The 15,528-nt window shown below is 30.1% G+C and carries 17 protein-coding genes; all 17 read left to right on the forward strand.

All coding sequences use genetic code 11. The features are described 5' to 3' along the window. Positions 1-99: 99 nt before the first annotated feature. The 17 genes from AC4BBR_RS03280 to AC4BBR_RS03360 all read left to right on the forward strand — a co-directional run bounded on the left by AC4BBR_RS03280 (position 100) and on the right by AC4BBR_RS03360 (position 15,509). Positions 100-1,326 (forward strand): tyrosine-type recombinase/integrase, encoded by a 1,227-nt coding sequence (locus tag AC4BBR_RS03280; RefSeq protein ID WP_490461158.1) that lies wholly within the window; start codon positions 100-102, stop codon positions 1,324-1,326. A 99-nt stretch (positions 1,327-1,425) separates the two neighbouring features. Next, complete coding sequence (locus tag AC4BBR_RS03285; RefSeq protein ID WP_490461159.1) at positions 1,426-1,920, forward strand: hypothetical protein; 495 nt, start codon at positions 1,426-1,428, stop codon at positions 1,918-1,920. Positions 1,921-2,363: 443 nt separating this feature from the next. Next, a complete protein-coding gene (locus AC4BBR_RS03290) occupies positions 2,364-2,942 on the forward strand; it encodes a recombinase family protein (protein ID WP_490461160.1) in 579 nt (192 codons plus the stop codon). A gap of 240 nt (positions 2,943-3,182) precedes the next feature. Further along, the gene (locus AC4BBR_RS03295) at positions 3,183-3,422 is read left to right on the forward strand and encodes a hypothetical protein (protein WP_111247080.1); all 240 of its coding nucleotides are present in this window, start codon (positions 3,183-3,185) and stop codon (positions 3,420-3,422) included. A 10-nt stretch (positions 3,423-3,432) separates the two neighbouring features. Beyond that, positions 3,433-3,759 (forward strand): hypothetical protein, encoded by a 327-nt coding sequence (locus tag AC4BBR_RS03300; protein ID WP_111247081.1) that lies wholly within the window; start codon positions 3,433-3,435, stop codon positions 3,757-3,759. 23 nt (positions 3,760-3,782) lie between these two features. Further along, a complete protein-coding gene (locus AC4BBR_RS03305; protein WP_490461161.1) occupies positions 3,783-6,728 on the forward strand; it encodes a MucBP domain-containing protein in 2,946 nt (981 codons plus the stop codon). Between the two features lie 304 nt (positions 6,729-7,032). After that, positions 7,033-7,329 carry a TIGR04197 family type VII secretion effector gene (locus tag AC4BBR_RS03310; RefSeq protein ID WP_206849505.1) on the forward strand — a complete coding sequence of 99 codons (297 nt, stop codon included), beginning with the start codon at positions 7,033-7,035 and terminating at the stop codon, positions 7,327-7,329. Further along, entirely contained in the window at positions 7,329-7,664 is a 336-nt protein-coding gene (locus tag AC4BBR_RS03315; protein WP_206849504.1) for a DUF3958 family protein, read from the forward strand. The genes AC4BBR_RS03310 and AC4BBR_RS03315 overlap by 1 nt, the downstream gene beginning before the upstream one ends. A gap of 1 nt (position 7,665) precedes the next feature. After that, entirely contained in the window at positions 7,666-8,964 is a 1,299-nt protein-coding gene (locus tag AC4BBR_RS03320) for a T7SS effector LXG polymorphic toxin (RefSeq protein ID WP_206849503.1), read from the forward strand. Between the two features lie 2 nt (positions 8,965-8,966). Beyond that, complete coding sequence (locus tag AC4BBR_RS03325; protein WP_206849500.1) at positions 8,967-9,344, forward strand: hypothetical protein; 378 nt, start codon at positions 8,967-8,969, stop codon at positions 9,342-9,344. Between the two features lie 842 nt (positions 9,345-10,186). After that, positions 10,187-10,321, forward strand: coding sequence for a hypothetical protein (locus tag AC4BBR_RS03330; RefSeq protein ID WP_277989340.1), 135 nt, complete (start codon positions 10,187-10,189; stop codon positions 10,319-10,321). 167 nt (positions 10,322-10,488) lie between these two features. Further along, the gene (locus AC4BBR_RS03335; protein ID WP_206849472.1) at positions 10,489-10,686 is read left to right on the forward strand and encodes a hypothetical protein; all 198 of its coding nucleotides are present in this window, start codon (positions 10,489-10,491) and stop codon (positions 10,684-10,686) included. Positions 10,687-10,702: 16 nt separating this feature from the next. Then, positions 10,703-10,849 carry a hypothetical protein gene (locus AC4BBR_RS03340; RefSeq protein WP_206849470.1) on the forward strand — a complete coding sequence of 49 codons (147 nt, stop codon included), beginning with the start codon at positions 10,703-10,705 and terminating at the stop codon, positions 10,847-10,849. 307 nt (positions 10,850-11,156) lie between these two features. Then, on the forward strand, positions 11,157-11,453 hold the full coding sequence (locus tag AC4BBR_RS03345; protein ID WP_206849468.1) for a helix-turn-helix domain-containing protein: 297 nt from the start codon (positions 11,157-11,159) through the stop codon (positions 11,451-11,453). A gap of 169 nt (positions 11,454-11,622) precedes the next feature. Further along, the gene (locus tag AC4BBR_RS03350) at positions 11,623-14,025 is read left to right on the forward strand and encodes an AAA family ATPase (protein ID WP_490461162.1); all 2,403 of its coding nucleotides are present in this window, start codon (positions 11,623-11,625) and stop codon (positions 14,023-14,025) included. Between the two features lie 176 nt (positions 14,026-14,201). After that, positions 14,202-14,819, forward strand: a complete 618-nt coding sequence (locus AC4BBR_RS03355) for a recombinase family protein (RefSeq protein WP_490461163.1) — start codon at positions 14,202-14,204, stop codon at positions 14,817-14,819. 21 nt (positions 14,820-14,840) lie between these two features. Further along, positions 14,841-15,509 carry a DUF6998 domain-containing protein gene (locus tag AC4BBR_RS03360; protein WP_490461164.1) on the forward strand — a complete coding sequence of 223 codons (669 nt, stop codon included), beginning with the start codon at positions 14,841-14,843 and terminating at the stop codon, positions 15,507-15,509. The last annotated feature ends 19 nt before the right edge of the window (positions 15,510-15,528 follow it).

Below are 15,528 nucleotides of genomic sequence, written 5' to 3' on the forward strand. Positions count from 1 at the left end.
GAGCAGATTTGGAGCTTGAGATTTTGAAAACCTGATAATAAACCTATTTAATGATTAAGAAAATGATGGTAACATGGGTTCAAAAGGAGGGGATTAAAAATGGCAAGTATGTCTAAAGCAGTATTAAAAAATGGTTTGTGGAGAGCAAAAATATCATATAGAGACCCGAAAAAAAGGAATCTACCTAGAAAAGACCAAAGAAGTCATATATGGATAGAGAAAAGAACTAAAGAGGAACTAGAAAGAGAAAAAGGTAAATATGAAGCAATCGAAAAAAATGTAATAATTTTAGGAACATTTGGGGATTTACTGGATAAGTGGTATAATGAACGGTTAAATCATAATAAACCTAAAACTCTTAATGAATACAAAAAGTATCTTAATTACTATATCAATGATGAGAAATTAGAAAATGCTTACGTGTCAGAAATAAAACATACAGATTTAAATAGCTATTTAAATGATTACGCCTATGAAGTTAGAAGAGATGGGAAAGATTCAATAGAGTTTCCAGTTAGTTGGTCAACTAAAAATCAATATTTTTCTGCATTAAGTTCTTTTTTTGCATGGTGTAAACAAAACGAATACATACAGGAAAATCAGATGAAAAAATTAGAAAAACCGACAAGACATTTTATTGCAAAAGAATTACCACCTCAATCTACTTGGGAGCCAATGTGGGGTAAAATTTTTGAGGCGTTAGATAATGAGAACAAAGAAGAATTAACTGTATTAGTGCATTTAGCTTTAGAACTTGGGAGTCGTCAAGGTGAGCTAACAGCATTAGAATGGAAACATGTTAATTTTGAAAAAAATGAAATAATAATAAACCAAAATTTGTACGAAAATAAAGAATTAGGGACAACTAAAAAGTCTAAAGGTCATGTGGTATCTATATCTAATTCAATGGCAGATGAATTAAAACGGTTTAAAAATAACCAAAGTAAATTAATTGAAAACAGAACTGATAAAGCACATAATTATATTTTAAAAGCAGATAGCCAAGGAAAACCATACAGAAACAGTTCAATCTACAAAAAATGGAGGAGGTTTTTAGGGAGGCATAGTATAGAGTACCCAGAAGGGTATGGAAATTTTAAATTTCATGATATCCGCCACTATTCGGCTAGTTTCTTATTTCAAAGTATTGATGCAACAGAGGGTATTACTTTAGCAACAGAAAGAATAAGTAAAAGATTAGGTCATAGTAGTGCAGATTTTACACGTCGATATTACATTTATTATGTACCTAAAGACGATAAAGCAAGTGCCAACGCCTTTGAAAATTTAAGAAAAAGTATTGCAAAAGATAAGGATACCGAATAATGGTTATCTTTATTTTTTTTGTCCAATTTTTAAAAGAAGATTTGACAAACAAATAATCTGAAGCTATCATCACATCAGTAAACGAAAGGATGATTAAAAATGAGTACAACAGCAAAGGTTTTGGAGAAAATGCACAATCTATTAGCAAGGAATGAAAGCGGATTAACTACTGAGGGATTATGGGTAGAATTAATGTCAGATAAGGAATTAAGTAAAGAACTGATTGATAAAAACGGTAAGAGAAGAAACGGAGTAGTTGTGGGTTTAACAACAAGAATCAAGAGTGGAAAAGTTGAAAACATAAAAGTTATAAAAAACAGTGAGAATAAGTTAGTCTATGTTGCTTCACAAAATAATCTAGAATTTGTTAGTAAACTAACGAATAAATTTATTGGTGATGTTCAAAAATTGGAGTTTGGAGATTTGAAAGGGCTATCTGCAGAAGGCAAAAAAATAGTTAAAGAATTTGAAAAAGGTATAAATAATCTGAATAAAGCAAATGCTAATTTAGAAAAATTATTCGAGAAAATCGAAAAAGAGAAAGTCAAAGAGGAACTAAATGTAACGGGGGATGGACAACAATCAAATAAGTAAAATCAATGATTATTGATAGCTATGTCTAATGAGCTACAAGAGCCTCTCTGGACTGTTTTAAGGTAACAGTATAAATTATACGAAAGAATATTTAGCCATGCTTAAAACGTGCTTTATAGCGGATGGGAAGGTGTTAATATATTGGCAGTAGAGTAATTAAATAAGAATATTTTAAAAGGTTATGAAAATAAATTTAGCCAGATATTATATAGGTTGAATACAAATTAAAAGAAGAAATTGTGAAAGATGATAACACTTCGAGGACAGCATCATAATTTTGATGTTAAACTTAATTTAAGTTAAGAATCATTTAAAGAAAAAAACAAAAAGATTAAACCAAAACTTACAGTATCAATTAAGAGTAAATACTGAAATAATAAGTATATTGAAATGAATAATTATAGAATGGAGATGATAAATAAGAATATAGGAGATGATTATTGATGGTAAAAACCATAGCATATGGGCGGACTAGCACTAACAAACAAGATTTAGGAATAGAGGTACAACTGGAAGCATTTAGACCTTTTAGACCAGATGAAATCTATACTGAACAAGTATCAGGGAGAAAAACAGATAGAGAGGAACTGACTAAAGCTATAAGTAAATTGGAAACTGGAGATACCTTTCTAATCTACCGTATAGATAGATTAAGTAGGTCAGTACGTCAACTTATCAACTTAGAGGCAGATTTGCGAGAGAGAAATATTAATCTTAAGATTATCCATGAAAATATTGATACTAGCACTGCAATGGGTAGGTTAGTATTTAATATTTTGGCGACATTTGCAGAAATGGAAAGTGAAAACGTATCATTACGGACAAAATCAGCATTACAGCAAGCCAAAAAGAATGGTGTGATTTTAGGAAAAAGGAGAATCGATGATGAAATTGAACAGAAGATAATAGACATGTACCTGAGTGAGAATTATACACTAGAGGAAATATCTTATCATTGTGATGTATGTCTTAAAACTATCTACAATGTGAGAAAAAGAAACGATTTATTAACTAGATTTTGATTTAAGACTTTAAAAAAAATGAACATCATGTTAAAATTATAGAGGTTAGATGAAAAGCGCAAAAAAACCAGTAAACAGGTAAAAAAAGAACGATATTTACCTTACATATTTAAAAAAATTTATACATAGAATAAAGCTGATTTAAATGGATTTCCAAATCCAGATGAATCGGTTTTTTTGTCATGTCCATATCGTTCTTTTCTTACCGCATAAAAAAGGCAAGGGAGATAGGCATTAGCTATGGATATTAAAGGATTTGCACAAGCTATTAATGAGAGCAGATTAGCTATGGAAGAAGGGCGTATAGTGATAATTAATCGATTTGGAGAAAGAGAGGAATATAGTTTGGATACTGAAATTAATGGAAATGACGGCTTTTTAGCTCAAACTTTGGGATGGGAATCAGATGGAAAGAAAGTTAGTAAAGATGTTTATCATATAAAATCTGTAAATGGGATATTAAAAGACAAATTTAAGTAAGGAGTAAAATATGGAAGAATTAAATTTAGAAGAAATTGAAGAATTACGGTTATGGGCAAAAAGAAAAGAAACAAACAGTATTACAACCTATTTTTTAGTGGCTAGTATGTTACCTTGTGTCTTATTATATGGTGGATTTTATCTTATCATATTTTTGTTTGTAATCCTGTGTATCAAATCTTTTTTGGGAACGTATTTTGAGGATAAAAACAAAAAAGCATTTATCGTATGTGTGGTATTAACTAGTATGTACTATTTATTAAGTTCAATGCTTTTAAATCGAATTGCAGGTAATTTAAAAGCAGAATTAGCCAATGAAAATGAGAAACTATCATAATTTAAAAGAGGAGAATTTTAAAAATGACAAAAGAAAAAAAATTAGAAAAAGCATTAACAGAGGAAAAATACCGTTGTCGTATAGTTAAATCCAAGAAAAATTGGGTTATCAAAGGCATGTTATTTTCCACATTATTAATTAGTGGAATGTCGATTCAAGCCAATGTTTATGCAGATAATTGGACAGCTAATAACCCAGAATCAATCCAAATAGAAAGTGGAGCAACATCCTATACACTTAAAAATGGGGATACTTTATGGGCAATTTCTCAAGTAACTAATATCAAAGTTGAAACTTTAGCAGAAATTAACAATATCAATTTAAATTCAGGTGAACAATACAATTTAGAAATTGGAAGAATCATCTATTTTGATGGAAATCATATCACTGTAAAAGATAAAGATGGAAATATAGTTGCTGATAAAGTGTTAAATGATACAGATAAAGTAGATAGTAGCAAACCATTCGCAAATCAAGATTCGGATACTCAAAAAAATCCAGTCCAATCGGATGTTAATGGCAATGTGGTAAATAGTCAGACAAATGCTGACTCGAATCATAATTCACCGGGTAATGCTAGTACTCAAAGTAATCAGAGTGGAAATCACCAGAATAGTAATTCAAGCCAATCAAATAGTGGAAATAATAATTGTCAAGAAAATATCAATAAACCAACAAATCCAAGTAAACCAGTAAATCCAACTAAACCAGAGAAACCAACAAATCCTGAAAAGCCAATTACACCAGAAGCAAAAGAATATACAGTATTGGTTATCCATAAAGATAACGAAGGAAATATTTTAGAAAAAGAAGCAGATATTAAAATCAAACAAGGTGAGTCTTATACAGCTAAAGCAAAAGAGTTTGATGGTTATACATTAACTGGGCAACCTACTCAAACGATTAAAGTTGATAGCGATAAAGTAATTACTTTCACTTATCAAAAAAATGAAAAACCTAATCCTTTAGAAAAATTTGAAATCACAGTGAAATACGTTGATGAAAACAATCAAGAAATTTCAGATTCAGATACTTTGAAAATTGAAAAAGGTCAAGAATATACAGCTACTGCAAAAAACATAGAAGGTTATTCTTTAGTTAGTGAGGTGTCTCAATCAATAACCGTGGAAAAATCGGAAACTATTACTTTTAAATATCGAAAGAATGAAAGTCCAGTAGAGAAATTTAAAATTACGGTAAAATACGAAGATGAAGATGGAAATGAAATTTCATCCTCTGAAATCCATGAAATAGAGAAAGGACAAGTATTTACTGCACAAGCAAAAGATATAGCTGACTATGCTTTAATTGGTGATAATACTCTGTCAATAACGGTAACTGGTGATAAAACAATCACATTTAAATATAGTAGAAATGAAGAACCAATTATTAAATATCCAATTACCGTGGAATATAGAGACGAAGAAGGAAATCTTTTAAGTTCTGAGAGTTCGATTGAAATTGAATCTGGAAAAAGTTTTACTGCAGCGGCAAAAACTATTAGTGGTTATATATTGCAAGGAGAGAATACCCAAACAATAACAGTTAATAGGGCAGAAACAATTACTTTTGTTTACAAAAAAGATGAATCTCCTGTTGTAGTAGACAAATCGGAATTAGAACAATTAATTAATTCAGTTGGAAATACTGAAAAGGGTAATTTCACTAATGAAAGCTTTAGTAATTTTGAAACAGCATTAAACAATGCAAATTCTATTTTAAATAATGAAAATGCAACACAGGAACAAGTAAATCAAGCAAACACAAATTTACAAACAGCATTTAATAATTTAGAAGAAAAAGTACCAGAAGTAACCAAATTTATGGTAACGGTAGAACATAAAGACACAGAAGGAAATATTTTGGAAACAGAAACGCCAGTTTCTGTAGAAGAAAACAAAATGTTTACAGCAAATGCTAAAACATTTAGTGGATATACTTTACAAGGAGCAACTAGCCAAACAGTAACAGCAGATGCAGATAAAACAGTAACATTTGTTTACAAAAAAGATGTGGTAACACCACCAACAGAAGACGTAAGTGAAGTAGAATCAAAAATTGCATCAGAAGCATTGGCATTAATCAATCAACACCGTAACAATAATGGATTAATCTCATTGGGTAATCAATCAGCACTACAACAAGGAGCTGATGTTCGTTCCCAAGAAATCTTTGATTTATACGAACATACACGTCCAAATGGAGATGATGGAGCAGATGCACCTTATGATTATGGCTATGAAAATGTAGTATTTTGCGAGAATATTGGAATGTATAATAACCCTAGCAGTTTAGAATGGTTAGCCCAAAACGGTGCAAGCATTGTAGTTAATGCATGGATTAACTCTAGTGGACATAATGCCAATCTATTGCTTGATGGACTTAACGAAGGTTCTGTGGGTATTCATTTACAAGAAAATGGTAGTGGAAAATATACAATGGGTTCAGTATTTTTGGGAGCAAAAAATTACAATAAACCCACGACAAAATCAAGTCGTAGTGTAGAGACACAAGATACACAAAAAAAATTAAAATTTAATATTAAAGAAAATACAGAAACCCCAGAAGAATTACCAAAAGCAACAAGTGAGACTGAAGATGCAACATCTGAGGCAGAAGTAACAACTGAAACTACTGGGGAAGTAACACAAGAAAGAACAGAAGTAGTAGAACTAACAGAAAAAACTAGTCAAGTAGCGGAACGAGTTGTTGAGGAAATTGCAGATACTGGAGCCAAAGAAGAAGCTGAGGAGCAAGAAAAAATTCCATCAGTAAATAAAAATCTTCTTTTAGAAGCCTACAATCTAGCATTAACGCTAGAAGAATCAAATTACAGTGTACATTCATGGTCGGTGCTAATGATTAAATTAGCTGATGCCAAATTTGTCTATGATAGTCCTGATGCTAATCAGTCGGATATTGATAATGCTGTACTAGCTTTGCAACAAGCAATTAACAATCTAAATTAATAACAAAAAACTAGAGGTAATGAGTGTAAATGCTTATTATCTTTTTTTTAGAGCAAACTTAAAAGCCTCTGCTAAGCTTTTAAAATAACTATAAAGATTTCAAATTTAACTTTATTAAAATGGTTCTAGAATAGTAACCTCAAGTTATATAACGTCTAATTGGATAATAGATAGCTATTCTAAATAAGAAACAATAATATTCGGATATTGAAAAAAAAGAGAACATAAAAATAGAAAATTTGTTATAATTAGATATTGAATAAGATAATAAGTTACATATATACAACTAAGGAGGAGTTAAAGAATGGGTGTTAAAAGTAGTACAACTGTTGCAGGCAGTGTATCCGCTTCTTTCAGCAAATCGGCTAGTGCATTAAATAGTATCAATGCCTCTACGAGTGTGGCATCAAGAACAAATGTTGCTGGAAACGAAGTAGCAAAAACGTCCACAATTAATTACGGAAAAGGATTAAAACAACTATCTACAAGCATTGTGTCGGCAGGTAACGCTATTCATTCAGTCGCAAAAGACTTTGCTACTATAGACCAACAAGCTTCCCAACAATTTCAATCTAATTCTTTAGGAAGTTGGTTTAAGTAATGGTGATAGACTATCAAACAAAAATCCGTCAAGTTCAAGATGAACAAGATTCAATAAGACAAGAAATTCGTTCTGTTGAACAACAACAAGAAGAATTTTTCTCTCTACAACAAGAGGAACAACGTCTTTACTCAGAAATAGTAGAAACAAGTCCTCCAGAAGAACGTCAGTATTTTAAAAGCAGAGGAGAAGATAGTTTCTCTTTAGCCAAAAAAGCACAACGGCAATTGGAAGAACAAGAAGATGAACTGAAAAATATTAGAAGACAACTGATTGATAAAGAAGAATTGTACATTCAACAAAGAAAAGAGCAAGTGAAAGAAAAGGAGCAGTAGGATGGGGTTAAAATTTTATGTAGGAGAGATACAGCAACAAGGAAATGAAGCTTCTCGTATGAATAATCAAGCGAATCAAGCAATTTCCTCATTGCAAAGCAGTATTTCACAATTTTTATCTGCACCACTTTCTGGTAAAGCTTATGATTCAGCAAAAAGTTACTTTGGTACTGTGTATACACCACTTTGTCGTTCTGCCATTTTAACTGGAGAGGCACTTGAAAGTGCACATAAACGATTGTTAAGCGAGTACCAAGGAATGGTTAGTAGCATTGATACAGACGAAGACCAAATTCAAAGCCAAATTCAGCGGTTTGAACAATTAAAACGAGAATTAGAAAGACAAATGCATGTGGCTAAAACTATGCGACCAGATTTAGAACATCGATATATGAATGCCTGTGATGTAATCTCAAAAAAGAGAGAACAATTGGAAAAATTCCATGCGTATAATGCCCGTTCAGCCAGTATTTTTGCGGAATATGAAGCTTGTCAGCAAGAATTTAATAATGGTTTAGCACAAGTTAAGGATTGTAAAGCATGGAATTCAGCTTCAGGAACTTTTGACATTGGTCGGTTAAACATGACATGGGCAAGCCCTATTAATGCACGATGGCAGCAACGAGAAAAAATGAAACAAGAAGTGAAGAACCGAGAAATGAAACAAACAATTGCAAGTTTAAATGGTTATACTATTATTTGTAGTACCTTAGGAACTAAAAAAACGTGGTACCTGATGAAAAATGGCAAAATTGTATCACCAAATGCTCATCCTAATCTCTATAATCAACTAGAAAAATGCAAAAATTATTTAGGAAAAGACCAATATAGAGTTGAAGAAGTAAAAGTAATGAGAAATGAAATGCCATTATCACCCGCTTTTGGAGGAATATTAGGAAACATTGGTAAAATAGGTAAAGGTATTGATATAATTAGAAAAGGTGCAGGAACTATTAAAATTGGACAATCTGTTTTGGACAAAATAAATAATGTACCCACCATCAATGCGATTGATGAGACTGCTGAACTAGATAAAAGTTGTGAAGAAGGAAAACCTGCTAAGAAACATAAAGTCTTTGATTCAGAGAAAAGAAATCTGGATAAAGAGGGCGAACCAAACTCATCCGCTGACTTATTAAATGATGACGGTTCAGTAAAACAAAGAAGATACTATGGACCAGATGGTCTACCGATTGAAGATATAGACTACAATCACCCTGACGATGGAACACATGAATTCCCTCATAGACATAAGTGGGATTGGAATAAAAAAATACCTAGACAAAAAGGAGAATGGTAGAAATGAATATGGTACATGACTATGAAATAAAAAGCTATTTTGTAAATTTTGAAAGTAAGGATATAGTTATGAATATATCTGATGATGAGAAAGAAAAACAAATTATATTCCATAACTTTCTATGCTACAAATTTTATGATGAAATGCCCTATAGTATTATCTTAGACCTAGAAGAAAGAGTTTTAGATAAATTTTTTATAGAGAATAAAGAATTATTGATTCAAGGGAAAAAAAATGTATGGCCAATGAGGTATAATTCATTAGAAGAGTTGGAAGAGGAAATAAGGAAAGAGCACATGACCTATCAAGTATTATATTCTTCTTATGGATTGAATGGATGGGTGTTATCAGAAAGTGTAGAAATTAAAGAAATGAATTGATTAAGTTATCTGTTCGAATAATAATAATGGTTTTATGATTAGGAAATAAATATTAACACTACAAGTTTAAAAAAAGAGCAAGCAACAATTAGTAAAATTTTATCTTACGTGAACAATGCACTGAATAATTTGATAACTTATAAAATTATAATATATTAGTTGAGAGGGACAATTTTAGTGATTGTTTTCTCTTTTTTGTATTCACAATAGGAAAGACCGTGAGAGCCTATCTAGGACGAGTTAGTGATGAGATATATTTGGTTACTCATTCCAAATTAAAACTTCTTAAAACTAATCTGGTGGCTTTTAATAGTGATTTAGATATCAAATGTTTGGAAACAAAATATCTTACTTATCTCAAATTACATATATAATAATTCCTGAAAATTAAATAACATGAAAAAGACTTTAACGGTATACAATAAAATTTTTTTACATAAAGCATTACTAGCTAGATAACGACAAATATTGATTTTTATTTTTTCAAAAAGTGTTAAAATGAATAATATTAGAAAATTTTAATCCAAAATATCCGTATAAAATCAAGGTAATTTTATTCATGATTAAATAACAATCAAAGATGATAAAACTTTTATGACAAGAGATAAAAATGATTGTATAATTGATTTAAGAAGAAAACTTACAGTTAAATTTAAACAAAAAAGAAACTCATTTTGAATAAAAAGAAGAAAAATAATTGAAGGGAGTCTTTGTATATACAGGGGAAAGTTTAAAGCTGATATAGAATATTAATAGGTGAATCATGATAAAGAAATACAACATGATTACTAATAACATGGTAATCTTAATATAGATAAAAAATAAAAATATGAGGTGAAAGGATGATGACAGCAAAGGAAGAAGAAATGTTAAGGATATGTATTGATGTAGTTGAAACGGAGACGGATAAAGATTCAAGAGGATATCGGGAGGCTATACAGTACATAAAAAATATGGTTGAAAAATATTTAAGATAAAGTACATAGCAAATCAAGGAGTCCAATTAATGGGCTTTTTTTTTATGGAATTAGTGTCAATAGTTGTGCACTTAAAAACAGTAAACATGTTACCCCACATGGACAATTATATTAATGAAACAAAGTCGAGGTTGAAACAAGTAATTAAATTATAGGGAGGGGATAATGTGCTATATGAAATAAAAATAGATGCAAAAATAAAACACGAGGTACAAAAATTTATAAACAAAGTTGATTATGGAGAAGAATTTAGAAAAATTGAACAAGGACTTTATAATGAATTTTTGGCAGAATTACTAAAAGAATTGTTAAAAGATAATTGTGGAGAAGCAAGGTTGTTATACTATTGTAGAAGTAATAATTGAATTAGGAGGGAGATGAATGTTAAACAAAAAAGACAGACAATTAATGTACGAGTTAATAATTAAAATGGAGCAACAAGATTATTTATCGGGTAAATTCGAGGAGAGAGGTATAAATAAATTTATGGTATCAATATTCAAAAAGATTTTGAAAAATTTAAAATAATACATAGTAATATAATTTGACACGTCATAAGGATGTGTCTTTTTCTTTTGGTCAATTATTATCTATATGTCGGTTTATGGTGAGATGATATCAGAGATGACATTTCAGATAATAATCAAAAAACAGATGAAATTTTATCGAAAAGCGGAACATTTTAAAACTTAAAAGCGGAAATGTCACCAACAATTAAAATGAAGAGATGACATTATATAACTATGTGGTAATCTAAAATTATTCTTTTTGTCTTATCTTTCTATTGAAACAAAAACATTGTTGAAACAGACAATAAGATAATGGAGGTGATGATATGGATGGTGTAGCAAAAATAATACCTCATAATCCAATTTATTTAGTTAAAAGTAAGGGAGGAGGGTATGATTCTATCAATGAAGAAGAATGGATTAGGAGGAATAAAATAAAAAAAGGAATGCAGCAATCGATTAAAAAAATGGGGAGGCCTTCTAAAATTGATAATGAAACGCTAAAAAAATCTTATGGAAAATGGTTAAGTGGGATTTTAACACAAAAACAAATCGCTGAAATTTTAGGTGTATCGGAAAGAACAGTTAATCGGAAATTTTCAAGTTATAAAAATAATCTGTGATTGAAGATGTTAACCAATTCCAACATTTTATTGAATTAGAGTTTTTTGCGATGAGTATGAACCATATGAACAGTAATTGTCTTTGAGTAATTAAATATTGTTTATTCTTTCACTATGTAATACTTCTAAGATATAATAACTATAAAAGTCATTAAAAGGTGGTAGAAAAATGAGTATAATATCTGAAGTAAAAGGATTCATAATTCAATCTGAACATTATAGTGAGGGAAAGCAATTTGAAGTTTTCCCTGATAAAACGAGTAGAGTCGCATTACTATATGGTAGGAATGGAAGCGGTAAAAGTACCATTGCTCGTGGTTTTAGAAAAATTAAGGAACAAACAACAGATGTTAAAATTGATATTTTCAATCATGATGGTGGAGTATTAGATAACTTCAAAAATAGTAAAGAATCAAATGTGTTTATTTTCGATGAAGACTATATAGAAAAAAAGGTTAAAGTAAGAGAAGAAGGATTAGATACCATTGTCCTTATAGGAGACCAAGTTTACGTAGATGAAAAAATTAAAGAAGTTAAGCAAGAAATAAAAAAATTAACTAAAGAAAAGGAAAAACAAGATGTGATTGTTGAAGAGGTTAACATGCCTCAAAATCCTAAGTCACCTTTGTTCTATCAAAATAATTGTGTTAGAATCCTAAAAAAAAGATGGGCAAATATAGATTGCGAAATAAAAGGGAATAAAGCAAATTCTAGTGTTAGGGTTGAAGATGTAGAAAAATTTTCAAAGATTAAGGACTCAAAAAATAATATAACTGAACTTGAAAATGAACTGACAGCAAAGTTAGAAACCTATCAGAATACTTCAAATGCAACAAATATTATCTCTGAAAAAATTTCTAATATTTCCGAACCTGATATTTTATTAGAAGAAAATATTAAAGAGTTACTGCTACAAACAATTGAAAAGCCAAGATTAACTGAACGAGAAGAGTCAATACTTTCAGTGTTTGAATCCAAAATGGCTGAGTTATCTACTATAAAAGATTATTTAAGTGATGATAATATTGAAATGTGTGAAAAATGTTTACAACCAATCAAGAAAAGTTATCGTGAAAATACTTTAGAACAAATAAAGAAAATTGTAAATAAAGAATATGATGATTTTATAAAAAAAATAGAAAAATATTGGATTACTCCTATAGATGTAGAAAACTATAATCAGTTTAAAGTTATTGATGAAAAGCAGTACAATTCAATTTTCGTGGCTATTTCAGAATTGAATTCAGTCATAAAAAAACATAATGAAAAAATTGATAATAAACTAGAGAATCCGTACAATCTAATTGAATATGGTTGTGAAATAGAATTAAGTAAGTGTTACGAGTCTTTAAATAAAGAATTAAACCTGATGGAATCTAAGAGAGTTACGTATAACTTGGCTTTTGGTTCGAGAAATGATTTTAAAGATGAGCTACTAGAACTAAATAGACAAATTGCAAAATATGAAATTATGGATGATTACAATCAATTCGAATCAAGACTTAAATCTCAAAAAGATGAAATGGAAATACTTGATGGACTAAATTCAGAACTTGAAAAACTAGAAACAAAGTTATTTGAATTACAATTGGAACTAAAAAGTACAAAGATAGCTATGGAAGAAATAAATAATTCATTGAGATATATTTTTTATAGTAAAGATAGATTGTTTTTAGAAGTAGAGGCTGACGGTCTATACCATTTGAAGGTTAACAATCAAGTGGTTAGTCCAAATAGAGTTTCATCTGGTGAAAGAAATGCTATAGCTCTAAGTTATTTTTTCACTGAACTTGCTGATGGAACTGAACATAAATCAATTTATTCCTTACCACAGTTATTAGTAATTGATGACCCTATATCTAGTTTTGATTTTGGGAATAGAATAGGAATTATGTCTTTAATCAAACTGAAGATGCAAAAAATTCTTTTGCAAAACTGTGATACAAAATGTTTAGTCATGACACATGATACAAGTGTCATGTTTGATTTGAGAAATTGTTTTGAAGAAATAAGTAAGAAGTGTAAATCAAATGGTGTGCATGCAAAAGTTTCTATGTATGAGATTAATGAAGTGGCAAATTTAATCACATTCGAACCAAATAACAATGAGTATAATCAAGCTATCAAGCAAGTATACTCATTTGCAACTAGTTCTAGCCAAGAAGATTCTACTTCAGTTGGCAATACTATGAGGCGAGTTCTGGAGGGGTTTGCAACGTTCTCATATCGAAAAGGTATATCAGACGTTAGTTGTGATGAGAGTATCTTAAGTATTATTCCAGAAGATAAAAGAACGTATTTTGAAGCATCGATGTATCGGTTAGTACTAAATTCAGAAAGCCATTTTAAAGAAAATATTCAGGGAAATACAGAGATAAATTGGTTTAATTATTTAACAATGGATGAAAAAAGTAGAACCGCAAAAGATATTATCTGTTTTTTATATTTGCTTAACCCTCAACACGTATTATTCCAACTAGAAGTTAAGAGTAACAAGAAACAAGAAGTTAAGAATACCAGAGAACAAATAGAAGAAAGTATACAGTCATGGATAGATGATATTTTTAAATGATGAAAAAAATACGTATTTGCAAATTTAAAGTTATAGTATGTGTTGATTAAAATGGTCAACTAGGGGGGGGCTTAGCTAAACAAATATTGCAATTGAAATAACGGTATTTAAATACAGCAAGTTAATGGTCAAGTTAAGTGGTCAGTTTAAAATAGAGAATACAGGAGGGAGTGATGATGGGTAGAATAGCATATATGAGAGTGAGTAGTGATGATTTAAGTATAAAAAATCAAAAGCAAGTTCTAGAAAAGTATAACATAGAAAAATATTTTGAAGATGATGCAGTTAGTGGTAAAAGTTTGGATGGAAGGGATGGTCTAAAAGAATTACTAAAGTATGTTCGAGAAGGTGATTTTATCTATGTCGTAGCATTAGACCGTTTAGCAAGAAATCAAGTAGACCAAGAACGTATTTCTGCAGAATTAAGTTTAAAGGGAGCTATTGTTGTTCCCTTAGACTTATTAGATATGTTAGGGCTAACAGAGGTACCAACCGAAGGGGTATTAAAAATGGTATGGGATGTTATTAATGTCGTAACGAGATATAAAGCAGAGCAAGAACGGAAAGATATGCTAAGGAGACAAGCAGAAGGGATAAAAAGGGCGAAGTTAGAAGGAAAGTATAAAGGAACTTTACCTCGTTATAGGTCTGATACAAAAAATAAAAAAGATAAAAATACATATTTTGAAGTAATAAAACGCTTAGAGAATAATCAACCAATGCTACGGATAGCGGAAGAATTAGGTATAAGTAGGAATACTGTTAAAAAAATAAAAATGAGAGAAAAATCTTAATTATAAAGGGGTCTTAAATTAGTGGGGATTAGTCAAAAAGACATGATAAATTCATTAAGCAACTTATTAAATTGGCTAGAACAAGAAAAGAATTGGGGAACAAATAGAGGTGAATTAAGATTTATCACTGGTCGGATTGGGGAACTTTATGTTGCTATTATGACTAATGGTTTAATGGCCGAAGCAACAAATCAAAAAGGTTATGATGTTGTTTCAGAAGATGGTGAAAAAATAAGTGTGAAAACAACTACTCGAGAGGAAGGAAATCATCAATTTAGATTTAATAAAAATACCTTCATTGAAGTGGACAGAGTAGTTTTAGTTTATGTAAATGTTGAAGAAACAAGTGTAAAAATTTTATACGATGAATTGAAACAAGAAGCTGAAAAATTGATGATAAATTCTTCGGACGGAAACACTAAATCAATTTCAATGAGTAAAGTAATGAATAAAAAGAGAACACACATCAGTAAGCTAACTATTTTAAATTCTGTAAATTATAAAAATTATAGGATTCAACGCTTTGAAAATGGGAAAATACAGGTGTCTGTTAATGAATTGGAAGTAAATCCAGTAAAGCCAGTTTTGAGAAAAATAGCCAAAGAAATAGGTGTGGATATTAATAACTCAAATAGCAACATGAAAAATACTAGAGTACTAGGATGGGATATAATAAAGCAGTTAAGCTAATAGGTTTGTTGGAAAAAGA

This window comes from Enterococcus sp. AMC1251, from assembly GCF_058216535.1.